The following is a 23,853-nucleotide window of genomic DNA, read 5'->3' on the forward strand; positions in this document are numbered from 1 at the left end:
CCGCAGGGGCGCGCGTGGAACCATCGGTGGCGTGGCAGCCCCCGGTACCGATCCCCGAACCATCGCCCCCGACGCCGCGCCGTCGGCCGGCGCCGACCCCGGCGCGCCCGACGGCGGCAAGCCGCCCTATCGCCGGCTCTACCGCAGCCCGCAGGGGCGGATGCTCGGCGGCGTCGCGCACGGCCTGGCGGTGCACCTCGGGCTGCCGGTGCTGTGGGTGCGGCTCGCCTTCGTCCTGCTGTTCTTCGCGCAGGGGATCGGCGCGCTGCTGTACGCCGCGTTCTGGTTCGTGGTGCCGATCGGCATCGGCGAGCCCTCGGCGCGCGGCGGCGCCCAGTGGATGTACGTCAACGGCGTGTTCGTCCCGGCCGCGCCCGGGCTGCAGGGCGGCCTGCTGAGCAAGGCCCCCGCCGGCGGCTGGCTCGGCCGACTGCGCCGGCTGCTCCAGCACACCCTGCAGGGCGAGCCGACGACGGCGCCCGCCGAGGGGACGGAGGCGGTGCCGGCCGCCAAGGGCGGGCAGGGCGGCCTCGGCCAGCTCGCCGCGCTCGTCATGGTCGTGATCGGCCTGATCGCCCTGCTCAACGTGCTCGGCTGGCAGACCGCCAAGCCGTACACCTGGCCGCTGCTGGCCATCGGCGTCGGCGTCGCGCTGGTCTGGCGGCAGGCCGACGACTCGCGCTGGCAGCGCTGGTTCGGCATCGAGGAGGGCGAGAAGCGGCGCGGCGCCTACACCCGGGTCGGCGCCGGTGTGCTGCTCGCGGTGGTCGGCACCATCGCGCTGCTCGCCATGCAGGGCAGCGGCTCCACGATCGGCTCGGTCGTCGAGGCCTCGCTCGCGGTGCTCGCCGGGGTGCTGGTGCTGCTCGGCCCGTACGGACTGAGGCTCTGGCAGGACCTGGGCGCCGAGCGCACCGCCCGCATCCGCGCCCAGGAGCGGGCCGAGATCGCCGCCCACATCCATGACTCCGTGCTGCACACCCTGACCCTGATCCAGCGCCGGGCCGAGGACCCCAAGGAGGTGCTGCGGCTGGCCCGCTCGCAGGAGCGCGAGCTGCGGCTCTGGCTGTACCGCCCGGAGGCCGCCGCCGAGGCCGCGCCGGACACCATGGCGGAGACCCTGCGCGCCGCCGTCGCCGAGGTCGAGGACCGGCACGGCGTCCAGGTCGAACTGGTCATCGTCGGCGACTGCCCGATGGACGAGAAGATCGCGGCACAGATGCAGGCCGCGAGGGAGGCGACCGTCAACGCGGCCAAGTACGGTGGCGGGGGACCGGTCCAGGTCTACGCCGAGGTGGAGGGGAGGACGGTGTCGGTGTTCGTCCGCGACCACGGGCCCGGCTTCGACCCGGACACGGTGCCGGAGGACCGGATGGGCGTACGGGAGTCGATCATCGGCCGGATGAAGCGCAACGGCGGCACCGCTCGGGTGCGGCCGGCGGCGGGCGGCGGTACCGAGGTCGAGCTGGAGATGGAGAGAACTGATGACTGAGGCAGCGCCGGAGCGTACTGCGCGGGTCGTGCTGGTGGACGACCACCGGATGTTCCGGACGGGGGTACGGGCCGAGATCGGCCGCACCGAGGTGACCGGCATCGACGTGGTCGGCGAGGCCGACGACGTCGACTCGGCGGTCCGGGTCGTCGCCGAGACCAGGCCGGACGTGGTGCTCCTCGACGTCCATCTGCCCGGCGGCGGCGGCGTCGAGGTGCTGCGCCGCTCGGCCGGGCTGATGGGCGAGCAGGGAGGGGTGAAGTTCCTGGCGCTGTCGGTGTCGGACGCCGCCGAGGACGTCATCGGCGTCATCCGCGGCGGCGCCCGCGGCTACGTCACCAAGACCATCACCGGCACCGACCTGGTGAACGCGGTCTTCCGCATCGCCGACGGCGACGCGGTCTTCTCGCCCCGGCTGGCCGGCTTCGTCCTCGACGCCTTCGCCGCCACCGACACCCCACCGGTCGACGAGGACCTGGACCGCCTCACCCAGCGCGAGCGCGAGGTCCTGCGCCTGATCGCCCGCGGCTACGCCTACAAGGAGATCGCCAAGCAGCTCTTCATTTCGGTGAAGACCGTCGAGAGCCACGTCTCCGCCGTCCTGCGCAAGCTCCAGCTCAGCAACCGCCACGAGCTCACCCGCTGGGCCACCGCCCGCCGCCTGGTCTGAGCCCCGCGGCGTCCGGGCGTGTCCTGGTATCGCACCGCCCGGTCCGGGTTCTCCGGGCCGGGCGGGGTTGTCGGTGGGTGGCCATAGACTCGTCATTGCCATGAGTAGCCTCTTTGACGACCTCCCGCTCCCCGGTTTCGAGGCACCCGCCGCCGGGTCGAAGCAGCCCGCCGTGCCCGTCCACGCCGTCGACGAGGAGCCCCCGCCGTACGAGGACGACCTCCCGTACGACGCGTACGAGGAGGCGATTCCGGAGGGGCTGTTCCACACCGCGGCTTTCGATCAGCCGGGGGGCGCCGCCGAGGCGGAGCGGGACGCCTGGTACCGCAACGGCGCCGCCCGGACGGTGATCGACCCGGCGCAGCTGCTGGAGGGGATGAACGACCCGCAGCGCGAGGCGGTGCTGCACGCGGGCTCGCCGCTGCTGATCGTGGCCGGCGCCGGCTCGGGCAAGACCCGGGTGCTGACCCACCGGATCGCGTACCTGCTGGGCGCCCGCGGGGTGCAGCCGGGGGAGATCCTGGCGATCACCTTCACCAACAAGGCGGCCGGCGAGATGCGCGAGCGCGTCGAGTCGCTGGTCGGCCCGCGCGCCCGGGCCATGTGGGTGTCCACCTTCCACAGCGCCTGCGTGCGGATCCTGCGCCGCGAGTCCAAGCAGCTGGGCTTCACCTCCAGCTTCTCGATCTACGACTCCGCCGACTCGCAGCGGCTGATGTCGCTGGTCTGCCGGGACCTCGACCTGGACCCGAAGCAGTTCCCGCCGAAGTCCTTCATGGCGAAGATCAGCAACCTCAAGAACGAGCTGATCGACGAGGAGACCTTCGCCGACCAGGCCGCCAACCCGATGGAGAAGAAGCTCGCCGAGGCGTACGCGCTGTACCAGCGGCGGCTGCGCGAGGCCAACGCGCTGGACTTCGACGACATCATCATGACGACGGTGAACCTGCTGCAGGCCTTCCCCGACGTCGCCGAGCACTACCGGCGCCGGTTCCGGCACATCCTGGTCGACGAGTACCAGGACACCAACCACGCCCAGTACATGCTGGTCCGCGAGCTCAGCGGCGGGTCCGTCGCCGCCGCGCCCAAGCGCACCGCGGACGGGGACTTCGTGAACCCGGCCGCCGCGCACCTCGCCGAGGTGCCGCCGGCCGAGCTGTGCGTGGTCGGTGACGCGGACCAGTCGATCTACGCCTTCCGCGGCGCGACGATCCGCAACATCCTCCAGTTCGAGGAGGACTACCCGAACGCGACCACGATCCTGCTGGAGCAGAACTACCGCTCCACCCAGACGATCCTGAGCGCCGCCAACGCCGTCATCGAGCGCAACGCCAACCGCCGCGAGAAGAAGCTCTGGACGGCGGGGGACCACGGCGAGAAGGTCGTCGGCTACGTCGCGGACGACGAGCACGGCGAGGCGCAGTTCATCGCCGACGAGATCGACCGGCTCACCGACAAGGGCGAGGCCAAGCCCGGCGACGTCGCGATCTTCTACCGGACGAACGCCCAGTCCCGCGTGTTCGAGGAGGTGTTCATCCGGGTCGGCCTGCCGTACAAGGTGGTCGGCGGGGTGCGCTTCTACGAGCGCAAGGAGGTCCGGGACGTCCTGGCGTACCTGCGGGTGCTCTCCAACCCGGAGGACACCGTGCCGCTGCGCCGGATCCTCAACGTGCCCAAGCGCGGCATCGGCGAGCGGGCCGAGGCGATGATCGACGCGCTGGCCGCGCGGGAGCGGATCTCCTTCGCCCAGGCGCTGGTGCGGGTGGACGAGGCGTACGGGATGGCCGCGCGCTCGGCCAACGCCGTGAAGAAGTTCAACACCCTGATGGCCGGGCTGCGCCAGGTGGTCGAGTCGGGCGCGGGCCCGGCGGCCGTGCTGGAGGCCGTCCTGGAGGAGACCGGCTACCTGGCCGAGCTCCAGGCCTCCACCGACCCGCAGGACGAGACCCGGGTGGAGAACCTGCAGGAGCTCGCCTCCGTCGCCCTCGAATACGAGCAGGACCCGGGCGAGCGGCCGGACGCCGGGGAGGAGGGCACCCCGCCGGTCGGCTCGCTGGCCGACTTCCTGGAGCGGGTCGCGCTGGTCGCGGACTCGGACCAGATCCCGGACGAGGACGAGGAGGGGCAGGGCGTCATCACGATGATGACCCTGCACACCGCCAAGGGCCTGGAGTTCCCGGTGGTCTTCCTGACCGGCATGGAGGACGGGATCTTCCCGCACATGCGGGCGCTCAACCAGGTCAAGGAGCTGGAGGAGGAGCGCCGGCTCGCGTACGTCGGGCTCACCCGGGCCCGCGAGCGGCTGTACCTGACCCGCTCGGTACTGCGCAGCGCCTGGGGGCAGCCGGCGTACAACCCGGCCTCGCGGTTCCTGGAGGAGATCCCGGAGACGCTGGTGGAGTGGAAGCGCACGGGGGCGGCGCAGGCGCCGGTCCAGCGCGGCTACTCCTCGGGCTCCTCGTGGGGCAAGTCCTCCTCCGGGGACGGGAGTTCGCGGTCCTCGTCGTCCGCCGCCGCCCCGAAGGCGGGCTGGGGGCAGTCCGCGCGGCGCGGCGGCAGGGTCGTGGAGCGCGAGGCCGTCTCGCTCGCGGTCGGCGACCGGGTCACCCACGACAGCTTCGGCCTGGGCACGGTGGTGGCCGTGACGGGCGTGGGCGACCGGGCGCAGGCCACCGTCGACTTCGGCGCGGACGGGCGCAAGCAGCTGCTGCTGCGCTACGCGCCCGTCGAGAAGCTGTAGTTCCGGCTCCGGACCCGCGGAAGCTGCGGTCGCTCCTAGGGCCTGCCCTAGCGCGGGTCCAGGCCGTTGGAGAGGAACCACGGCAGCGGGTCGACCGGCCCGCTGCCGTTGGCGGGCCGGATCTCGAAGTGCAGGTGCGGCCCGGTGCTGTTGCCGCTGCTGCCGACGAAGGCGATCACGTCGCCCTGCTTCACCGGCCCCTTGCGGACCTTGTACGCCCGCAGGTGGCAGTACCAGGCCTCGGTGCCGTCGGGCATCTTGAGTATCGACATGTAGCCGTAGAACGGGTTCCACTGGGTGCGGATCGTGCCGTCGGTGACGGCCATGACCTGGGTGCCGCCGTCCACCGGGAAGTCGATGCCGGTGTGGCGGTTGGCCCAGTGGGTGCCGGCCTCGCCGAACAGTTCGCCGAGGCCGTGCTGGGCGACCGGCATGACCACCTTGGGCTTGACCGGCTCGGGCGTCGGCTCGGCGGTGGGCTGCGCGGCCGGGGCATCGGTGGGCTGGGCGCCGGCCAGCGGCTGGCGGGCGTCGCCGCGCGAGGCCTGGGCCTGGCCGCCGGCCGTCGCCACCTGCTGGGCCGCCGCCCTGGCGGCCGTGCCGTCCGGGGCGGCGGCGGACTGCGGCGCCACCCGTCCGGCGGCCTCGGCCCGCTGCTGGTCGGCCTCCCCCTGCACGGTGATCGCCGCCGCGGCGGCGACCCCGAGCGCGGCCACCGACGGCAGCGCGACCCGCAGCAGCGCCGTCCGGGTGGCGGCCTTGGCGGCGCCGCGGCGCTGGGCGCGGGACTGCTCACGGGCGGCGAGGCGCAGCTCCGCGCGGGTCGGACGGGCGGCTGCTTCGGGAGCCATCGGGGGCTGCCTCCTCGGTGGGCCTCGGGCGCGTCGTCGGGCGAGGGGAAGGGCGAGGGGAAAACTGCCGTGACTGTAGCCGCAAGGCGGACGCCCCGGAAAAACCGCCGGTTGTCAAGGGGTCGGCCGGGCGGTCTGTGCGCCGGTCGCGGGAAGGGACAGGTCTACCCGCCGGTAGCAAGGCCTGGAGCTGTGACTTTGCCCTCCTCTTGGGAGGCGGAACGGTCAAGCGGGCCGGGTGGCGCTAACCTCCCCTCAGGTTGGTTATTGACCGTTAACCGCGCCCGTGGCCCACAAGGCCTGGCCGGGTGGTGGACGACGACGTCCAGGAGGCAGTGATGAGTGTGTCGGGGCCGATCCGTGTGGTGGTCGCCAAGCCGGGGCTCGACGGTCACGACCGTGGCGCCAAGGTCATTGCGCGTGCCCTGCGCGACGCCGGTATGGAGGTCATCTACACCGGACTGCACCAGACGCCCGAGCAGGTCGTGGACACCGCGATCCAGGAGGACGCGGACGGCATCGGACTGTCGATCCTCTCCGGTGCCCACATGACGCTCTGCGCGCGGGTGCTGGAGCTGCTGAAGGAGCGCGACGCGGAGGACATCAAGGTCTTCTGCGGCGGGATCATCCCGGACGAGGACATCGCCGAGCTCAAGGCGATGGGCGTCGCGGACATCTTCACCCCGGGCACGCCGACCCGGGACGTGGTCGCCTGGGTCGAAGCCAACCTCCGGGCGAGCTGACTTTCGGGCGAGCCGACTTTCGGTACGGCGGAGCGGGCCGGTCCCTCGGGGGCCGGCCCGCTCCGCCGCATCCGGTGGCATCCGCAGCGCCGTCAGCCCGTCGGCTCCGCCAGCTCCGCGAGCATCGCGGCCCGGAAGCGCAGGGTGCCGGCCAGCCGCCCGAAGGTCTCCGCCCAGGCGGAGTCCGGGGCGGCCTCGGCGGCCAGCTCCGCCACCGCGGCGGCCGTCTCCGGGGCGAGCGCGCGTTCCGTCATCCCGAGCACCCCGCTGTGGCTCCACGGGTACGCGCCGGAGGCGGCGGCCCGGGCCAGCGCCGTCACCACGGCGGTGGACAGCGGCGGAGTCCACGGGGTGGTGCAGGCGCCGAGCAGCTGGAAGGCCTCGCCCAGCCCGTGCACCTCGATGAAGGCGGCCGTCCAGGCGGCCCGTTCCTCGGGCGGGAGGACGGCCAGCAGCTTGGCCGGGGCGCCGGTGGCGCGCGGGGCGCGGGCCCGGCCGGCGCCGCGGGTGGGCGGCACCGGGGCCGGGCCGAGCAGCGCCCGCGCCCAGTCGGCGTCGTGCTGGCGGACGGCGGCGCGGGCCCAGGCCTCCCGCAGGTCGTCGGCCCAGCTGCTGCTGGTCTCGTCGATGCTGTCGCCGACCCGCAGGGAGAGCAGCTCCTCGGGGGTCAGCCCGGTGCTCTCCGGCCAGAGCGAGAGCGGCGCGGCGGCCACCAGCTCGCCGAACCACCAGGCCCGTTCGCCGCGCCCGGTGGGTGACTTGGGGGCGATCCCGTCGCGCTGCATGGCGGCGTCGCACTCGGTCGGCGGGGTGACCAGCAGGTGTGTGCCCGCCTCGGCGAGGCGGACGGCGGCCTGCGCCCGCTCGGCCATCCGGCGGGCCAGCGCGGAGCCGGGCAGGGTGGAGAGCAGTTCGGCGGCGGTGGCGCGGACGTTCTTGCTGCGGTCGCCGAGGGCGGCCTCCAGGAACGGCTCGTCGGCGGGGGAGAGGCCGTCCTGGAGGGCGTCCAGGAAGAGCAGGCGGTCCTCGGCGCGCTCGGTGGACCAGGTGCTCCGCAGCAGCTCGAGGCCGGCGGCCGGGTCACTGCGGCGCAGCAGGGTGAGGTGGGTGACGCGCTCGGCGAACAGGCCCTCGTGCCACAGGTGGTGGTCGGTGGGGGCGTCCGGCCGCTGCGCCGCCTCCTGGGTGGTGGTGCGCAGCACGAACCGCCAGTCGGGGTTCTGCTCGGCCAGCCAGCGGCCCAGCGGACCGGCCAACGCCACGGCGTCGCTGCGCAGTTCGCTGCGGGCGCGGGCCGCGTCGAGCAGGCCGGGTATCAGTGCGGCGGGCGGCCGCAGGCCCCGGGCGCGGGCGGTGGCGAGCCACTGCGGCAGCAGCTCGGCCAGGTTGGCCAGGGTGCCGCCGCCGCTGCCGCCGGCCCGGCCGGCCAGCAGGACGGCCAGTCGGCGGGTGGCCGGCTCGGGCAGCTCCGGGCGGGTGTCCTCGGGCGCGGCCGGGCCGGGCGGTCCGGCGGCCGGTACGGGCAGCGCGCCGGCCCGACGGCGGACGGTGGCGAGGGCGGCCAGCTCCAGCAGCGCGGTGGCCGGGTCGGTGCGGTCCACGGCCTCGGCGAACGGCAGGGCGGTGGCCGGGAGCGGGCGGCGCTCGGTGCCGAGCAGGGCGCTGGTCTGCAGGGGCTCCCACGGATCCTGGGTGGTCGTCATTCTCGGTGCTCCTAAGCAGTGGTGAGGCCGACCGGCCGGTGGCCCTCGGGCCAGGCGGTGACCGGGGCGAAGCCCTGGTGGCCGTACTCGCCGAAGACCGTCAGCGGGCGCCCGGTGGAGACGGCGGCCAGCCGCCACAGCGCCGCCTCCGGGACGGTCGAGGTGCGGATCGGCACGGTGTGGTGGCCGTCCGTCAGGTACCAGCCGTCCGGGGTGCGGACCGGGACGACGTCGGCGAGGACGGCGGGCCAGCTCTCCAGCCACGGGTCGTCGGCGACGGCGGTGCCGTAAGCGGCCACGGCCTCGGCGACGGTGAGCCCGGCGGGCGGGGCGGCCGGCCCGGCCTCGGGGGCGCCGTAGCGGTCGCCGAGCTGGGCGCGCAGCGGTCGGGCGCCGGGGTGGTAGGCGAGTTCGGCCTCCAGCAGGTGGCCGGTGGGCAGGGCGATGTCGGGGGCCTGGCCGGGGCGGCCGAAGGCGAGCAGCAGGGCCGGGCGGCCGGTCTTGGCGCCGCGCAGCCAGACCCGGCGGGTGGTGAGCCGGTCGTCCGCCGTGTCGCGGCTGCCGAGCACCAGCCAGCGGTCGCGCACGGTCGGGCCGGCCAGCACCTCGGCGGAGTCCTGGGTGTAGCCGATCCGGGTGCGGACGGTCGCGGCCAGTTCGGGCGGCAGCTCGTCGACCCGGGTGGCGGCGGTGGCGAGCAGGTGGAGCATCGCGTACTCCTCCAGCAGCCGCTCCTGCGGCGTGGTATCCAATTCCCTCACCCGAGTGGCCAGTCCGGGAGCCTGCGCGTCGACCATCCGGGCGGCGACCTCCTCCCAGGGGCCGGCAGTGGACTGGTCGGCCAGGCCGTGCCGGATCCGGTCGGCGAGGCGCAGCCGCAGTTCGGCGGCGCCGGCCGCGACCCGGGCGCCGCGCCGCTCGGCCCGGCGGCGGGCGGCCTCCGGATCGGGCGGCGGGAGCGTCTTCCGCCTCTCGGTGCGCTCCTGGCAGCCCTTGAGCCAGTCGGCCGCCCAGTCGGCGGGTTCGGCGGCCGGGACGGCCTCCGGCGTGCCGCTCCACAGCAGGAGGAGCCCGAGCGCGTGCTTGCACGGGAACTTCCGGCTGGGGCAGCTGCACTGGTAGGCGGGCGTGGCGAGTTCGACCACGGTGCGGTACGGCGTACGGCCGCTGCCCTCGCACTCGCCCCACACCGCGGTGCCGTCGGTGCCGATGCCGGACCACGGTGCGGGCGCGGAGAGCTTGCCCGCGGCCTTCTGCGATGAGGCGTCAGGTGCCAGGGACAGGACGTGTTCGGTGCTCCAGCGTTCCTCCATGCGACCGACCGTAGGAGGCGGCACTGACATCGGCTGACTGTCCGTCCGGCGGCCGGCGGCCGATGTCAGTGGCTCGGTGCAGGGTGGTTCCCACAGGCCGGGACGCCGACCTGGCTCCCCCCGATCACCCTGCCGCCACGGCACCCGTGCCCCCGGCGGCCGACCCGAAGGAGCCCCCATGACCGACGTTCTGCGGCAGCACGCCGAGGACGCCTTCGCCGGTGAACTGGCCGCGCTGGCCGCGCAGGACGACCGTCCGCGCCCGGAGCGCTGGAAGCTCTCGCCGTGGGCCGTGGCGACGTACCTGCTCGGCGGCGAACTGGCCGACGGCACCCGGATCACCCCCAAGTACATCGGCCCCCGCCGGGTGGTCGAGGTCGCCGTGACGACCCTGGCGACGGACCGTGCGCTGCTGCTGCTCGGGGTGCCCGGCACCGCGAAGACCTGGGTGTCCGAGCACCTGGCGGCCGCGATCAGCGGCGACTCGACGATGCTGGTGCAGGGCACCGCCGGAACGCCCGAGGAGGCCGTCCGGTACGGCTGGAACTACGCCCAGCTGCTCACCAACGGCCCCAGCCGGGACGCCCTGGTGCCCTCGCCGCTGATGCGGGCGATGGCCGACGGCAAGATCGCCCGGGTGGAGGAGCTGACCCGCATCCCGGCCGACGTGCAGGACAGTCTGATCACCATCCTGTCCGAGAAGACGCTCCCGGTACCGGAGTTGGGCTCCGAGACGCAGGCCGTACGCGGCTTCAACGTGATCGCCACCGCCAACGACCGCGACCGCGGCGTCAACGAGCTGTCCAGCGCGCTGCGCCGCCGCTTCAACACCGTGGTGCTGCCGCTGCCGGGCTCGCTGGAGGAGGAGGTCGAGATCGTCACCCGCCGGGTCGGCCAGCTCGGCCGCTCCCTGGAACTGCCCGAACTGCCGGGCGGAGCCGAGGAGATCAGGCGGGTGGTGACCGTCTTCCGCGAGCTGCGGGCCGGGATCACCACGGACGGCCGGACGAAGGTCAAGACCCCGAGCGGCACCCTGTCCACGGCCGAGGCGATCTCGGTGGTGACCAACGGCATGGCCCTGGCCACCCACTTCGGCGACGGCGTGCTGCGCGCCGGGGACGTCACGGCCGGCATCCTCGGCGCGGTCGTCCGTGACCCGGTGGCGGACCAGGCGGTCTGGCGCGAGTACGTCGAAGGGGTGGTGCGCGAGCGCGACGGCTGGAAGGACTTCTACCGGGCCGCCCGCGAGGTGACGGCATGACCGAGGCTGAGGTCGCCCTCCTCGGCATCCGCCACCACGGCCCCGGGTCGGCCAGGGCGGTGGCCGCCGCCCTGGCGCAGTGGCAGCCGGACGCGGTGCTGGTCGAGGGCCCGCCGGAGGCCGACGGCATCGTCCGTCTGGCCGCCGAGAAGGACCTGGTGCCGCCGGTCGCGCTGCTCGCCCACGCGGTGGACGACCCGGCGAAGGCCGCCTTCTGGCCGTACGCGGAGTTCTCCCCGGAGTGGGTGGCGATCCGCCACGCCGTGGAGCACGACCTGCCGGTCCGCTTCATCGACCTGCCCGCGGCCCACGGCTTCGCGGCCGTCCCCGGCGGGGACACTCCCGACGGGACAACCGGCCCGGACGACGCCGACGCGCCGCCCGCCGACCCGCTGGCGCTGCTCGCCGAGGCGGCCGGGCACGACGACCCGGAGCGCTGGTGGGAGGACGTGGTCGAGCACCGCGCGCCCGGCTCCGACGCGCTGGCGCCGTTCGCCGCCGTCGCCGACGCCATGGGCGCCCTGCGCGCCGAGGGCCTTGCCGAGTCCCGCCGGGACCTGCTGCGCGAGGCGTACATGCGCCAGCAGATCCGCGCCGCCCGCCGCGCCGGGCACCGCCGGATCGCCGTGGTCTGCGGGGCCTTCCACGTCCCCGCGCTGGAGCGGATGCCCACCGTCGCGCACGACCGGGCGCTGCTCGCCGGGCTGCCGAAGAAGGTGCGGACGGACATCACCTGGGTGCCGTGGACGCACCGCCGGCTCGCCCAGTCCACCGGGTACGGCGCGGGCGTGCAGTCGCCCGGCTGGTACCACCACCTGTTCACCACCGACGGCGATCCGGTGCCGCGCTGGCTCACCCGGGCGGCCGATCTCCTGCGGGCCGAGGACCACCCGGTCTCCTCCGCGCACGTCATCGAGGCGGTCCGGCTCGCCGAGGCCCTGGCCGTCCTGCGCGGCCGCCCGCTCGCCGGGCTGACCGAGACCCTGGACGCCGTCCGCGCGGTGCTCTGCGAGGGTTCCGACGTCGCCCTGGAGCTCGTCCGGGACCGCCTGGTGGTCGGCGACGAGCTGGGCGAGGTCCCGGACGCGGCGCCGGCCGTGCCGCTGCAGCGCGACCTCACCCGGCTGCAGCGCTCGCTGCGCCTCAAGCCCGAGGCCGCACCGAAGGACGTCGACCTGGACCTGCGCAAGGAGACCGACGCGGCCCGCTCCCGGCTGCTGCACCGGCTGCGGCTGCTGGGCGTGGACTGGGGCGTGCCGGTCCGCTCCTCGGTCAACTCGACCGGGACGTTCCGGGAGAGCTGGCGGCTGTGCTGGCAGCCGGAGTTCGCGGTGCGGATCGCCGAGGCCGCCCAGTGGGGCACCACGGTCGAGGAGGCGGCCGGCGGCAAGGCGGTCGGTGCCGCCCGCGCCGCCGTCGAACTCGCCGAGCTGACCGGCCTGGTGGAGACCTGCCTGCTGGCCGGGCTGTCCGACGCGCTGCCCGCCGTGATGCGGGTGCTCGCCGACTGCGCGGCCCTGGACACCGACGTCGCGCACCTGGCCGGCGCGCTGCCCGCGCTGGTCCGCGCGCTGCGCTACGGCGACGTGCGCGGCACCGACCACGGCGCGCTCGCCGAGGCGGCGGCGGGCCTGGCCGAGCGGGTCTGCGTCGGACTGCCGCCCGCCTGCGTCGGGCTGGACGCCGAGAGCGCGGCGGCGATGCGCGGCCGCCTGGACGAGGTGCACGGCGCGATCGGCCTGCTGACCGCCGCCGGCACGGCCGAACCCGGGACGGCTGCCGGGACCACTGAACCGACGCCTGCCGAACCCGCAGAACCCGCACCGGCTGACGCCGGTCTGGCCGGGCGCTGGGCCGCCGCCCTGCGCTCGCTGGCCCTGCGCGAGCCGTCCGGCGGACCGGCCACCGGCGCCCCCGGCCTGCTCCGCGGCCGGGCCGTCCGCCTGCTGCTGGACGACGGCCGGCTCGACTCCGAGGAGGCCGGCCGCCGGCTGCGACTGGTCCTGTCCGTCGCCAACGCCCCGGCGGACGCGGCCGGCTGGGTCGAGGGCTTCCTCACCGGCGGCGGCGCCCTGCTGCTGCACGACCCCCGACTGCTGGCCCTGCTCGACGAGTGGCTGACCGGGGTGAGCGGCGAGGTTTTCACCGACGTCCTGCCCCTGCTGCGCCGCACCTTCGCCGGGCTGGAGGCGGGCGTGCGCACCGGCATCGGCAGCCGGGTCGCGGCCGGCCCGCTCGACGCGCCCCCGGCGGAGCCCGCCCCGGCGGGCGAGCTGGACCGGGCCCGGGCCGACGCCGCCGTCCCCGTGGTGGCCCTGCTGCTCGGCGTCCGCCCGACGATCCCCAGACAGGCCACCGGCCGCAACACCTGACCCCGAACCGGCCGCAACACCCGCCCCCCTGGGCGGACCCCTGCTCCCCGGGCGGACCCCTGTCCCCGGACCGACCCCTGCTCCCTGACCCCCTGAAGGAGGACGAGATGGCAGCGCCCACGACCGACGAACGGCTGCGCCGCTGGCGCCTGGTGCTCGGCGGCGAGGCCGACGGCACCGGCTGCACCCTGCGCGGCCGGGACGCCGCGATGGACGGCGCCCTCGCCGCGCTCTACCGGGGCGCGCCCGAGGAGGGCGCCCGGGCCTCCCGCGGCGGCCGGCGCAACGCCGGGCTGGGCGGCTCGGCCCCGCAGGTGGCCCGCTGGCTGGGCGACATCCGCGAGTACTTCCCGTCCACGGTCGTCCAGCTGATGCAGCAGGACGCGATCGCGCGGCTCGGCCTGGACCGGCTGCTGCTGGAGCCGGAGATGCTGGAGGCCGTCGAACCGGACGTCCACCTGGTCGGCACCCTGCTCTCGCTCAAGCACGCGCTGCCCGAGACCACCCGGGAGACCGCCCGCGCCGTGGTCGGCAAGGTCGTCGCCGACCTGGAGCGCCGGCTCGCCGACAAGACCCGGGCCACCCTCGGCGGCGCCCTCGACCGCAGCGCCAAGGTCAACCGGCCCCGGCACCGCGACATCGACTGGGACCGGACGATCCGGGCCAACCTGAGGAACTACCTGCCCGAGCACGGCACGGTCGTCCCCGAGCGGCTGGTCGGCTACGCCCGCGCCCAGCGGGCCGTGAAGAAGGACGTCATCCTCTGCATCGACCAGTCCGGTTCGATGGCGCCCTCGGTCGTGCACTCGGCGGTCTTCGGCGCGGTGCTCGCCTCGATGCGCAGCCTGGACACCCGGCTGGTCGTCTTCGACACCTCGGTGGTCGACCTCACCGAGCAGCTCACCGACCCGGTGGACGTCCTGTTCGCCACCCAGCTCGGCGGCGGCACCGACATCAACCGCGCGCTCGCCTACTGCCAGTCGAAGATCACCCGCCCGTCCGAGACCGTCGTGGTGCTGATCAGCGACCTGTACGAGGGCGGGATCCGGGACGGCATGCTCAGGCGGGTCGCCGCGATGAAGGCGGCGGGCGTCCAGTTCATCGCCCTGCTCGCGCTCTCCGACGAGGGTGCGCCCGCCTACGACCACGCGCACGCCGCCGCCCTGGCCGCCCTGGGCGCGCCGGCCTTCGCCTGCACCCCGGACGCCTTCCCCGGGATCATGGCGGCGGCCATCGAGAAACGTCCGATCCCGCAGCACCTGGTCAAGGGGGCGGAGCAGGGGGTGTGACGGTCTCACCCGGAAGGCTCAATTCACCCGATCGGCGGATCGGACGTTCGCCCCGAGGCCACGGGCATTCTGTGACGGTTCTCACCCCGGACGGGCAGGCCCCGGGCGGAACAGGCCCGTCCCACGGGGATAACCTGCCAGACGGACGTGACGCGCGTGTTGATTGACGTGTGCGCCCGTGGCTGTGTGGGCCGCAAGGCAGTACCTCTGCGTACCCGCACCGCCCCGACGACCCGCAGCGAAGATCCTGCCGTGGCACGCTCGTAGAGACACAATCCGCGACCACGAACAAGGACAAACACGTGGACCTGTTCGAGTACCAGGCGAGGGACCTCTTCGCCAAGCACGGTGTGCCCGTGCTTGACGGCGATGTCATCGAGACCGCCGCAGACGCTGCCGCCATCGCGGAGCGCTTCGGCGGCCGCGCCGTCGTCAAGGCTCAGGTGAAGGTGGGTGGCCGAGGCAAGGCCGGTGGCGTCAAGCTCGCCGCCGACCCGGCGGACGCCGTCGCCAAGGCCGAGCAGATCCTCGGCATGGACATCAAGGGCCACACCGTTCACAAGGTGATGCTGGCCCAGACCGCGGACATCAAGGACGAGTACTACGTCTCGTTCCTGCTGGACCGCACCAACCGCACCTTCCTGGCCATGGCCAGCGTCGAGGGCGGCGTGGAGATCGAGGTCGTCGCCGAGGAGAACCCCGACGCGCTCGCCAAGATCCCGGTCGACGCCAACGAGGGCTGCACCCCGGAGAAGGCCGCCGAGATCGTCGCCGCGGCGAAGTTCCCGGCCGAGGTCGCCGACCAGGTCGCCGAGGTCCTGCAGAAGCTGTGGACCGTCTTCATCAAGGAGGACGCCCTCCTCGTCGAGGTCAACCCGCTGATCAAGTCCGGTGACGGCAAGATCATCGCGCTCGACGGCAAGGTCTCCCTGGACGAGAACGCCGAGTTCCGCCAGCCCGAGCACGAGGCCCTGGAGGACAAGGCCGCGGCCAACCCGCTGGAGGCCGCCGCCAAGGCCAAGGGCCTGAACTACGTCAAGCTCGACGGCCAGGTCGGCATCATCGGCAACGGCGCGGGTCTCGTCATGAGCACCCTCGACGTGGTCGCCTACGCGGGCGAGAAGCACGGCGGCGTCAAGCCCGCCAACTTCCTCGACATCGGTGGCGGCGCCTCCGCCGAGGTCATGGCGAACGGCCTGGAGATCATCCTGGGCGACCCCGACGTCAAGTCGGTCTTCGTCAACGTCTTCGGCGGCATCACCGCGTGCGACGCGGTCGCCAACGGCATCGTGCAGGCCCTGGAGCTCCTGGCGAGCAAGGGCGAGAACGTCACCAAGCCGCTCGTCGTCCGCCTGGACGGCAACAACGCGGAGCTGGGTCGCAAGATCCTCGACGACGCCAACCACCCGCTGGTCCAGCGCGTGGACACCATGGACGGCGCCGCTGACCGCGCCGCCGAGCTGGCCAACAAGTAAGGAAGGGGACTTAACACCATGGCTATCTTCCTTACCAAGGACAGCAAGGTCATCGTCCAGGGCATGACCGGCGCCGAGGGCATGAAGCACACCCGCCGCATGCTCGCCTCCGGCACCCAGATCGTCGGCGGTGTCAACCCGCGCAAGGCCGGTACCACGGTCGACGTCGACGGCACCGAGATCCCGGTCTTCGGCTCCGTCGCCGAGGCGATGGAGAAGACCGGCGCCGACGTCTCCGTCCTCTTCGTGCCGCCGGCCTTCACCAAGGCCGCCGTCATCGAGGCCATCGACGCCGAGATCGGCCTGGCCGTCGTCATCACCGAGGGCGTCCCGGTGCACGACACCGCCGCCTTCTGGGCGTACGCCGGTTCGAAGGGCAACAAGACCCGGATCATCGGCCCGAACTGCCCCGGCCTGATCAGCCCCGGACAGTCGAACGCCGGCATCATCCCGGCCGACATCACCACCGCCGGCAAGATCGGTCTGGTCTCGAAGTCCGGCACCCTGACCTACCAGCTCATGTACGAGCTGCGCGACATCGGCTTCTCCTCGGCCGTGGGCATCGGCGGTGACCCGGTCATCGGCACCACCCACATCGACGCCCTCAAGGCCTTCCAGGAGGACGACGAGACCGAGATCATCGTGATGATCGGTGAGATCGGTGGCGACGCCGAGGAGCGTGCCGCGGCCTACATCGCCGAGCACGTCACCAAGCCGGTCGTCGGCTACGTCGCGGGCTTCACCGCCCCCGAGGGCAAGACCATGGGCCACGCCGGCGCCATCGTCTCCGGTTCCTCGGGCACCGCCCAGGCGAAGAAGGAGGCCCTGGAGGCCGCCGGTGTCAAGGTCGGCAAGACGCCGTCCGAGACCGCCCGCCTGGCCCGCGAGATCATCGCCGCCAAGGCCTGATCCCCGCACCGCGCGTGACGAGCGCCCCCGCCCTTCCCGGGCGGGGGCGCTCGCCGTTCCGACCGCGTCAGTCCGTTCCGACCGCGTCAGTCCGTTCTGACCGCGTCAGTGTCGTGGGCCCGTCGTGCACGGCAGCGGCGACCACAGCCGGCAGACCGTCGGCCCCTGCGGCGGCGGGGCCTCCGCACCCCGGGCCGCCGGCGGCAGCTCCCAGCGGGCGACCGCCTGCGCGTGCGGCTCCACCAGCACCGCCTCCAGACCCGGCGCCGGGCTGCACCACAGGCTGGTGATGCCGTTCGGCGCACCGCCCGGCGCCAGCGGTACGGCCGGCTCCTCCCCCTCGGCCGCGCGCAGGCACAGTGAGGGCGCCGGCGGGGCCGGCGGCCCGAACACCACCGCGGGCCGCACCCCCGCCAGGGTCGCCAGCGTCGCCCCGCCCACCGCCGCCGTCAGCAGCGCCGCCGCGCCCGTCCGGCTCGCCGTCCACAGCCGGTGCCGGGCCCGCAGCACCGGCACCGGCGACCGGTGCGGCTGCGGGCACCCGCGCACCGCCGCCCGGTGCAGCAGTCGGCTCAGCTCGTCCGCGAAGCCCGGCGCCGCCGGATCGGGCCCCACCAGGTCAGGCACCGACCGTGCCAGCGCCGCCCGGGCCGTCCACACCCGGCCCTCGGCGGCCGCCCGCGTCGACTCCACCTCCACCGCGATCGCCGCCGCCGGCAGCCCCAGCCCGTCGTGCAGCACCAGGGCCCGCCGCTGCGGCCGGGACAACCGCCGCAGGGCCTTCAGCAGCGCCCGGTCCCGGTCGGTCAGCCGGTCGTGGTCCGGCAGTACGGCCTGCGCCTCGTCGGCCGGCCGCACCCTGATCCGCCGGTGCGGCAGGGCCCAGGCGTGCGCCCGCCGCGGCCCGCCCCGGTGCCACGGCGACAGCGCCAACTCGCACGCCCGCACCCGCACCCACCCCTCCGGATCCCCCGACCGGGCCACCGCCCGCCAGCCCCGCCGGGCCTCCCCGAAGGCCCGCCGCACGCAGTGCACCGCCCGGTGTCGGCAGGCGGTCAGCAGGAACACCTGCTGTACCAGGCGGGTGTACGCCGACTCGTACAGCTCCTCGAAACTCCCCGCAGGGCGGCCGGCCGGGGCCGGAGGCACCGACTCCTGACGCTCGCGTGCGGCTGGTGCGGGCGGAGCCAGCTGCGCCATGGTGCCGTATCCTTCCGTCCCCGCGGGCTGCTGCCTCCCGCTGTCCGTCGTGGAATCCGGGGCCGCAGGCGCCGTGTCGCCACGCGCCTCCGCGCCCGCGGGCGTCGACTGCGCCCGCCCACCGCCGGAGGAGTGCTGCGACCCCTCGGCCATGGTGGCGGCCCGTTGCTCCGCAGCCACGTCGCCACGCTCCACCCCGCCCGCATGGCCCGCCTGCGGGCGTCCCCCACCGGGGGGAACCGCACCCTCGGGGGGCGTCGTACGGTCGGCAGCCGAGCGGCGCCGCTGCCTCCCCGTGGCCGGGGCGGGCTGCGGTGCGTCGTCCTGTTCGTCCGAGCCCGCCGCGGCGCTGTCCTGCGCCCGGCCGGTGTCGGTGCGCTCCGGCCGGGCCGCTGCGTGCCCGGGCGGGGGCGTGTGCGCCGTGTCCCCGCGCTCTCGGCGGGGCGGCCGCGCCGGCTGCTCCCCGTCCGCCCGGACGGACCCGCCGCCGGGGGCGGTGGCCGGCCGCCCGTCGACCGCGGCGGGCCCGAGGGAGGCCGGGGTGAGGCCGACGAAGTTCACCACCGTCGCGGTCGGCGGGTACGGCAGGGTGCCCGCGGCGAGGGTGACGGCCTCGGCCTCGGTGGGCACACCGAGCTTGCGCATGGCACGGCTGAGGTAGCTGCGGGCGGTGGCGGGGGTGATGCCGAGGACGGCAGCCGTGCGCGGGAGGTCGTGCCCGGCGGCGAGGTGGGCGAGGGTCTGGGCCTCACGGGGGGTCAGTTTCTGCAGCAGCTGGGCCGCGTCCCGATCAGGGCGTGCGGGGGAGTCGGCGGTGGGCGGTGTGGCCATCAGACGCTCCGGGCCGGGGCGCAGGCGGCTTGGGGGCAGGGTCTGAAAATGCGCATAAGCCAATAATCTGGGACACGGCGGCGGTTTGCCGCTTCACGGAGCATGGCGAGTCGCCTTGGCACCATGAGGCGCATGACGCAGTTGATGGGCCGTCCGATCCTGGAGGCGCCGGGGGAATTCGGCGGACGCCCCGCGCTGGCCGACCTGTTGGCGGGCGTACGGACGGCGCTGGTCGGCCTGGCGGTGGTCGGGGTGCCGGTGCTCGGGCTCTGGGTGATGACCCCGTACGCGGACGACGGTGCGGCCGCCGCCACCCGGTTGGCGGGGGTGCTCTGGCTGCTCGGGCACGGTGCACCGGTGCTACGCGGCGGCGGGGACGCCCCGCTGACGGTCACTCCGCTGCTGCTCGGCGCGCTGGCCGTGGTCCGGCTCCACCGGGCGGGCGCCGGGGTCGCGGCCCGGCGCGGGCTGCGTTCGCGCTGGGGCGGCCCGGTGGCGCTGTGGGCGGGCTACTGCGCGGTGGCCGTCGTGGTGGCACTGCACTGCGCGGGCGCCGGGCTGTTCCGCAGCCGGGTGCTGCTGGACGTGCTGGTGGTGGCACTGGTGGCGGCCCTGGCGACGGCCGCCGGAGTCCGCTCGGCGAAGCCCGCGGGCTCCGAGGAGGCCGCCGACTCCCCGCTGGACCGCCTCCCGCCGTCGTACCGGCCGGCCGGCGCTGCGCCGGTGGTGCGGGCCGCGGCGCTGACGGCCGGGGCGGGGCTGGTCGCGGCGGGCGGGCTGCTGGTCGTGGTGTCGGCGGTGTCCGACGCGCTGACCGGTGGTGGGCGCGGGATGACGCTGCTCGGGCGCGGGCCGGCCGCACTGCTGGGGCTGCTGCTGCTGGCGTTGGTGCTGCTGCCGAACGCGGTGCTGTGGGGCGCGGCGTACGCGCTGGGCCCCGGGTTCGTGGTGGGGGCGGGGACGGTGGTGTCGCCGGGCGGCGCCGTGCTCGGCCCGGTGCCGGAGTTCCCGCTGTTCGCCCTGCTGCCGGCCGACGGACCGGGCGGGTGGCGGCTGGCAGCGCTGGCGCTGCCGCTGCTGGCAGGCGTGGTGCCGGCGGTGCTGCTGGGCCGTGCGGCGGTGGGCCTGCGGCGCCCGCCCGGCGGACCCGGGGGAGCGGGCGGGGACGGGCCGGAGCCCTGGTCGCCCGCGGCGACGGCGGCGGCCGGCCTGGCGGCGGCGCTGTCGCTCGGGGCGGGGGCGGCCGTGCTGGGCTGGTTGTCGGGCGGGGCGCTGGCCGGCGGGCGGATGGCCTGGCTGGGGCCGGTGCCGTGGTGGACGGGCCTGGCGGCGGCGGGCTGGTTCGCGCTGGTGGCCGTGCCGGGCGCGCTGCTGGTCCGGCACCGCGGGCTCGCCCCGGCCGGGCAGCCGACGCGGCCGACGCTCGGTCCGGCGGACGGGCAGAGCGCGTACGCCCGGCTCGGGTGGCAGGCGCGCCGGAGCGCGCTGCGGCTGCGCGCCGGGACGTACGCCCTCGTGCTGCGGCTGTCCCGGCCGGTCCGCGCCGACGGAGGCCCGGACGCCGGCGACCCGGTGGACTGACGGAGGATCGGCAGGGGTCGGCGGTTACTCGGTGTTCCCGGTGAAGTCCACGTACCACTGCGGCGCGTAGCGGTCGCAGTTCTCGGCGCCGACGGCGGTCAGCGAGTCCTGCACGCAGGTGACGTAGTCGCGGTAGTAGTACCCGAGGCCGATCACCGAGGTGGCGACCACGATGGTCATCGCGCCGGTCAGGATCCCGGCGAGCGCGGCCGGGGTGAGCGGGTTCGGCGCCGCGGCCCCGGGCACCGGACCGACCGGACCGACCGGGCTGACCGGGCCGCTCTGGCCGGCGGGCGCGGCGGCGGCCGCGGCGGGCCGGGGGCTGCGCAGCGCGCCGATGCCCCAGACGATGCCGAGCACCCCGACGAGCAGCGCGATCCAGTGGAAGCCCGCGAACAGGCAGACCAGCGCGAACGGCCCGGCCAGCGCGGCGTTGCGGGCGCGGCGGTGGGCCGGGTTGGCGGGGTCGAGCCGCGGCGGCTGCGGGGCCGGCGGCCGCTGGCCGGGCCGGCCGTCGCCCTGGCCGGAACCCCACGGCGGCGGCAGCTGCGGGCGCTCGCCGCTCTGGCCGCCGGTGCCGTCCTGGCCCTCGCCGGTCCAGGGGCTGCGCGGCTGCCACGGCTGGTCCGGGGCATCCGCCGGCGGCGGAGCGAAGGGGTTGCGCTCGCCGGTGTCGTCGCCGCTGCTCATGGGTTCAGCCAATCCTTGTCGGTCGGGACTCGGTCGTCGCGGTCTCCCGCGCTCCCCAATGATCCCGCATCGTTCGTCGGCCCATCGGCGGCCTCTGCCCGGAGCCTGGCGGGACGTGTTCCGGGCGCCCGGTCGGGCCCGTGGGCTTGCGGGTGCGACTCCGGCTCCGGTGGCAACTCCGGTGCGGCGGGCCCGAGGAGATCCCCGTCTCAACTACGCGCGTAGCGCCACCGGGAGGGTTCGGAGGCCGTCCGACCAGCCGTTATCGTGGTGACGGTCAGCAGCTCACAGGTTCCCGGGGCCCGCGTCGCGGCGGGTTCTCCTGGTGTTCCCCCTCGCTCGACCTGCCGTTCGTAGTGGCCCCACCACCGGTGGACGTACCAGCGGACGGCGCCCGACCTACGGAGAATCGCGCAGTGGCCGCCGCCCCCGCCCAGCACTTCCCGCCCCGTACGCCCGGACCGGCCCGCCTGGTGGTGCTGGTCTCCGGCTCCGGCACCAACCTGCAGGCGCTGATCGAGGCCGTTGCGGACCCGGCGTACGGCGCCGAGATCCTCGCCGTGGGCGCCGACCGGGACGGGATCGCCGGTCTGGAGCGTGCCGAGGCGGCGGGCCTGCCGACCTTCGTGCACCGGGTGAAGGACCACCCGGACCGCGCCGCCTGGGACCGCGCGCTGACCGCCTCGGTCGCCGAGTACGAGCCGGACCTGGTGGTCACGGCCGGTTTCATGAAGATCCTCGGCCCCGAGTTCATCGCCGCCTTCGCCGGGCGGATCGTCAACACCCACCCCGCACTGCTGCCGTCCTTCCCCGGTGCCCACGGCGTCACCGACGCGCTCGCGTACGGCGTGAAGGTCACCGGCTGCACCGTCCACCTGGTCGACGCCGGCGTGGACACCGGGCCGATCATCGCGCAGGGCGTCGTCGAGGTCGTCGACGCCGACCACGCCGATGGCGGCGAAGCGCTGCACGAGCGCATCAAGACTGTCGAGCGCAAGCTGCTCGTCGACGTCGTGGGCCGGCTGGCCCGCGAAGGTCACCGCATCGAGGACCGAAAGGTATGGATTCCGGCATGAGCGCCGCCTCCACCACGCCCCCTGTCTCCGAGAACGTCCGGCCGATCCGCCGCGCGCTGATCAGCGTGTACGACAAGACCGGTCTGGAGGAGCTGGCCCAGGGCCTGCACGCCGCCGGTGTCGCCATCGTCTCCACCGGCTCCACCGCCGGCCGGATCGCCGCCGCCGGCGTCCCGGTGACCGAGGTCTCCGAGCTGACCGGCTTCCCGGAGTGCCTGGACGGGCGGGTGAAGACCCTGCACCCGCGCGTGCACGCCGGTGTGCTGGCCGACCTGCGCCTGGAGTCGCACCGCGCGCAGCTGGCCGAGCTGGGCGTCGAGCCCTTCGACCTGGTCGTGGTGAACCTCTACCCGTTCAAGGCCACCGTCGCCTCCGGCGCCACTCCGGACGAGTGCGTCGAGCAGATCGACATCGGCGGCCCGAGCATGGTCCGCGCCGCCGCCAAGAACCACCCCTCGGTGGCCGTCGTGGTCGACCCGGCCCGCTACGGCGACGTGCTGACGGCCGTCCGCGAGGGCGGCTTCGACCTGGCCACCCGCAAGCGCCTGGCCGGTGCCGCGTTCGCCCACACCGCCGCCTACGACGTGGCCGTCGCCTCCTGGTTCGAGGCCGGCTACGCGCCGAGCGACGCGGACTTCCCCGAGTTCCTGGGCGCGACCTGGGAGCGGCAGAACGTGCTGCGCTACGGCGAGAACCCGCACCAGGGCGCCGCGCTGTACAGCGACGGCACCGGCGGCCTGGCCGGCGCGCAGCAGCTGCACGGCAAGGAGATGTCGTACAACAACTACGTCGACACCGACGCCGCCCGCCGCGCCGCGTACGACCACGCCGAGCCGGCCGTCGCGATCATCAAGCACGCCAACCCGTGCGGCATCGCGACCGGCGCCGACGTCGCCGAGGCGCACCGCAAGGCGCACGAGTGCGACCCGGTCTCCGCGTACGGCGGCGTGATCGCCGTCAACCGCCCGGTCACCGTCGCGCTGGCCGAGCAGATCGCCCCGATCTTCACCGAGGTCGTCGTGGCCCCCGGCTACGAGGAGGACGCCCTGGAGGTGCTGACCCGCAAGAAGAACCTGCGGGTGCTGCTCGCCCCCGAGGCTCCGGCCAACCGCCAGGAGGTGCGCCCGATCTCCGGCGGCGTGCTGCTGCAGGACGCGGACCGGGTGCACGCCGAGGGCGACGACCCGGCGAACTGGACGCTCGCCACCGGTGAGGCGCTCTCCGCGGCCGAGCTGGCCGAGCTGGCCTTCGCCTGGCGGGCCTGCCGGGCCGTCAAGTCCAACGCGATCCTGCTGGCCAAGGACGGCGCCTCGGTCGGCGTCGGCATGGGCCAGGTCAACCGGGTCGACTCCTGCAAGCTCGCGGTCGAGCGCGCCGGGGAGCGGGCCAAGGGCGCGTACGCGGCCTCGGACGCCTTCTTCCCGTTCGCGGACGGCCCGGCGATCCTGATCGCGGCCGGTGTCCGGGCCATCGTCCAGCCGGGCGGTTCGATCCGGGACGAGGAGGTCGTCGCGGCGGCCGCCGAGGCAGGCGTGACCATGTACTTCACCGGCGCGCGGCACTTCTTCCACTGAGCCCGCTGAGCCCACTGAGCCCGCTGAGCCCACTGGGCCCGCTGAAGCCATGACGCCATGACAGAGCGGCCCGGCCCCCTCCG

At 74.9% G+C, this 23,853-nt stretch carries 17 protein-coding genes; 12 read left to right on the plus strand and 5 right to left on the minus strand.

The features are described 5' to 3' along the window. Positions 1–31: 31 nt before the first annotated feature. From BX285_RS09140 to pcrA, 3 genes are all read left to right on the plus strand, one after another. Positions 32–1,492: an ATP-binding protein gene (locus BX285_RS09140; RefSeq protein WP_398899919.1), complete on the plus strand. Its 1,461-nt coding sequence runs from the start codon at positions 32–34 to the stop codon at positions 1,490–1,492. Beyond that, positions 1,485–2,162, plus strand: coding sequence for a response regulator transcription factor (locus BX285_RS09145; RefSeq protein WP_097237526.1), 678 nt, complete (start codon positions 1,485–1,487; stop codon positions 2,160–2,162). The genes BX285_RS09140 and BX285_RS09145 overlap by 8 nt, the downstream gene beginning before the upstream one ends. Before the next feature lie 100 nt (positions 2,163–2,262). Next, a complete protein-coding gene (gene pcrA / locus BX285_RS09150) occupies positions 2,263–4,902 on the plus strand; it encodes a DNA helicase PcrA (RefSeq protein WP_259470469.1) in 2,640 nt (879 codons plus the stop codon). Positions 4,903–4,949: 47 nt separating this feature from the next. On the opposite strand, the gene BX285_RS39165 is transcribed toward pcrA, so the two are convergent. After that, the gene (locus tag BX285_RS39165) at positions 4,950–5,753 is read right to left on the minus strand and encodes a M23 family metallopeptidase (RefSeq protein WP_121174864.1); all 804 of its coding nucleotides are present in this window, start codon (positions 5,751–5,753) and stop codon (positions 4,950–4,952) included. Positions 5,754–6,091: 338 nt separating this feature from the next. Between BX285_RS39165 and BX285_RS09160 the strand changes: the two genes are divergently transcribed. Then, positions 6,092–6,496 (plus strand): cobalamin B12-binding domain-containing protein, encoded by a 405-nt coding sequence (locus BX285_RS09160; protein WP_030059180.1) that lies wholly within the window; start codon positions 6,092–6,094, stop codon positions 6,494–6,496. Positions 6,497–6,588: 92 nt separating this feature from the next. Here the strand turns inward: BX285_RS09160 and BX285_RS09165 are convergent, their stop codons facing one another. Both BX285_RS09165 and BX285_RS09170 read right to left on the minus strand, forming a co-directional pair. Then, positions 6,589–8,199, minus strand: a complete 1,611-nt coding sequence (locus tag BX285_RS09165; RefSeq protein ID WP_097237529.1) for a DUF5691 domain-containing protein — start codon at positions 8,197–8,199, stop codon at positions 6,589–6,591. An 11-nt stretch (positions 8,200–8,210) separates the two neighbouring features. Next, complete coding sequence (locus tag BX285_RS09170; protein ID WP_121174865.1) at positions 8,211–9,512, minus strand: SWIM zinc finger family protein; 1,302 nt, start codon at positions 9,510–9,512, stop codon at positions 8,211–8,213. A 178-nt stretch (positions 9,513–9,690) separates the two neighbouring features. Between BX285_RS09170 and BX285_RS09175 the strand changes: the two genes are divergently transcribed. From BX285_RS09175 to sucD, 5 genes are all read left to right on the plus strand, one after another. Then, positions 9,691–10,773 carry an AAA family ATPase gene (locus tag BX285_RS09175; RefSeq protein WP_097237531.1) on the plus strand — a complete coding sequence of 361 codons (1,083 nt, stop codon included), beginning with the start codon at positions 9,691–9,693 and terminating at the stop codon, positions 10,771–10,773. After that, on the plus strand, positions 10,770–13,145 hold the full coding sequence (locus BX285_RS09180; RefSeq protein WP_121174866.1) for a DUF5682 family protein: 2,376 nt from the start codon (positions 10,770–10,772) through the stop codon (positions 13,143–13,145). The genes BX285_RS09175 and BX285_RS09180 overlap by 4 nt, the downstream gene beginning before the upstream one ends. A 107-nt stretch (positions 13,146–13,252) precedes the next feature. Beyond that, a complete protein-coding gene (locus tag BX285_RS09185) occupies positions 13,253–14,434 on the plus strand; it encodes a VWA domain-containing protein (RefSeq protein ID WP_121174867.1) in 1,182 nt (393 codons plus the stop codon). 302 nt (positions 14,435–14,736) lie between these two features. Then, positions 14,737–15,909 (plus strand): ADP-forming succinate--CoA ligase subunit beta, encoded by a 1,173-nt coding sequence (gene sucC, locus BX285_RS09190; protein WP_097237534.1) that lies wholly within the window; start codon positions 14,737–14,739, stop codon positions 15,907–15,909. Between the two features lie 18 nt (positions 15,910–15,927). After that, on the plus strand, positions 15,928–16,818 hold the full coding sequence (gene sucD, locus BX285_RS09195; protein ID WP_097237535.1) for a succinate--CoA ligase subunit alpha: 891 nt from the start codon (positions 15,928–15,930) through the stop codon (positions 16,816–16,818). Between the two features lie 105 nt (positions 16,819–16,923). Here sucD and BX285_RS09200 read toward each other — a convergent pair whose 3' ends face one another. Continuing rightward, positions 16,924–18,849, minus strand: a complete 1,926-nt coding sequence (locus BX285_RS09200; RefSeq protein WP_121174868.1) for a sigma factor-like helix-turn-helix DNA-binding protein — start codon at positions 18,847–18,849, stop codon at positions 16,924–16,926. Positions 18,850–18,981: 132 nt separating this feature from the next. On the opposite strand from BX285_RS09200, the gene BX285_RS09205 reads away from it, so the two are divergent. Next, on the plus strand, positions 18,982–20,430 hold the full coding sequence (locus tag BX285_RS09205; protein WP_121174869.1) for a DUF6350 family protein: 1,449 nt from the start codon (positions 18,982–18,984) through the stop codon (positions 20,428–20,430). A gap of 24 nt (positions 20,431–20,454) precedes the next feature. On the opposite strand, the gene BX285_RS09210 is transcribed toward BX285_RS09205, so the two are convergent. Next, a complete protein-coding gene (locus tag BX285_RS09210; protein ID WP_121174870.1) occupies positions 20,455–21,120 on the minus strand; it encodes a hypothetical protein in 666 nt (221 codons plus the stop codon). Between the two features lie 416 nt (positions 21,121–21,536). Here BX285_RS09210 and purN point away from each other — a divergent pair, with 416 nt between their 5' ends. Then, positions 21,537–22,196, plus strand: a complete 660-nt coding sequence (gene purN, locus BX285_RS09215; RefSeq protein ID WP_097237538.1) for a phosphoribosylglycinamide formyltransferase — start codon at positions 21,537–21,539, stop codon at positions 22,194–22,196. Beyond that, a complete protein-coding gene (purH, locus tag BX285_RS09220; protein ID WP_121174871.1) occupies positions 22,193–23,770 on the plus strand; it encodes a bifunctional phosphoribosylaminoimidazolecarboxamide formyltransferase/IMP cyclohydrolase in 1,578 nt (525 codons plus the stop codon). Before purN ends, purH begins: the two co-directional genes overlap by 4 nt. The last annotated feature ends 83 nt before the right edge of the window (positions 23,771–23,853 follow it).

The sequence above is a fragment of the Streptomyces sp. 1114.5 genome (genome assembly GCF_003635085.1).
GTDB lineage: Bacteria > Actinomycetota > Actinomycetes > Streptomycetales > Streptomycetaceae > Kitasatospora.

Coding starts and splice junctions, on each gene's coding strand:
- BX285_RS09185 (WP_121174867.1), top strand. CDS start 13,253: ATGGCAGCGCCCACGACCGACGAACGGCTGCGCCGCTGGCGCCTGGTG.
- BX285_RS09180 (WP_121174866.1), top strand. CDS start 10,770: ATGACCGAGGCTGAGGTCGCCCTCCTCGGCATCCGCCACCACGGCCCC.
- pcrA (WP_259470469.1), top strand. CDS start 2,263: ATGAGTAGCCTCTTTGACGACCTCCCGCTCCCCGGTTTCGAGGCACCC.
- BX285_RS09160 (WP_030059180.1), top strand. CDS start 6,092: ATGAGTGTGTCGGGGCCGATCCGTGTGGTGGTCGCCAAGCCGGGGCTC.
- BX285_RS09165 (WP_097237529.1), bottom strand. CDS start 8,199: ATGACGACCACCCAGGATCCGTGGGAGCCCCTGCAGACCAGCGCCCTG.
- BX285_RS09205 (WP_121174869.1), top strand. CDS start 18,982: ATGACGCAGTTGATGGGCCGTCCGATCCTGGAGGCGCCGGGGGAATTC.
- BX285_RS09175 (WP_097237531.1), top strand. CDS start 9,691: ATGACCGACGTTCTGCGGCAGCACGCCGAGGACGCCTTCGCCGGTGAA.
- BX285_RS39165 (WP_121174864.1), bottom strand. CDS start 5,753: ATGGCTCCCGAAGCAGCCGCCCGTCCGACCCGCGCGGAGCTGCGCCTC.
- BX285_RS09145 (WP_097237526.1), top strand. CDS start 1,485: ATGACTGAGGCAGCGCCGGAGCGTACTGCGCGGGTCGTGCTGGTGGAC.
- sucD (WP_097237535.1), top strand. CDS start 15,928: ATGGCTATCTTCCTTACCAAGGACAGCAAGGTCATCGTCCAGGGCATG.
- BX285_RS09200 (WP_121174868.1), bottom strand. CDS start 18,849: ATGGCCACACCGCCCACCGCCGACTCCCCCGCACGCCCTGATCGGGAC.
- BX285_RS09170 (WP_121174865.1), bottom strand. CDS start 9,512: ATGGAGGAACGCTGGAGCACCGAACACGTCCTGTCCCTGGCACCTGAC.
- purH (WP_121174871.1), top strand. CDS start 22,193: ATGAGCGCCGCCTCCACCACGCCCCCTGTCTCCGAGAACGTCCGGCCG.
- BX285_RS09210 (WP_121174870.1), bottom strand. CDS start 21,120: ATGAGCAGCGGCGACGACACCGGCGAGCGCAACCCCTTCGCTCCGCCG.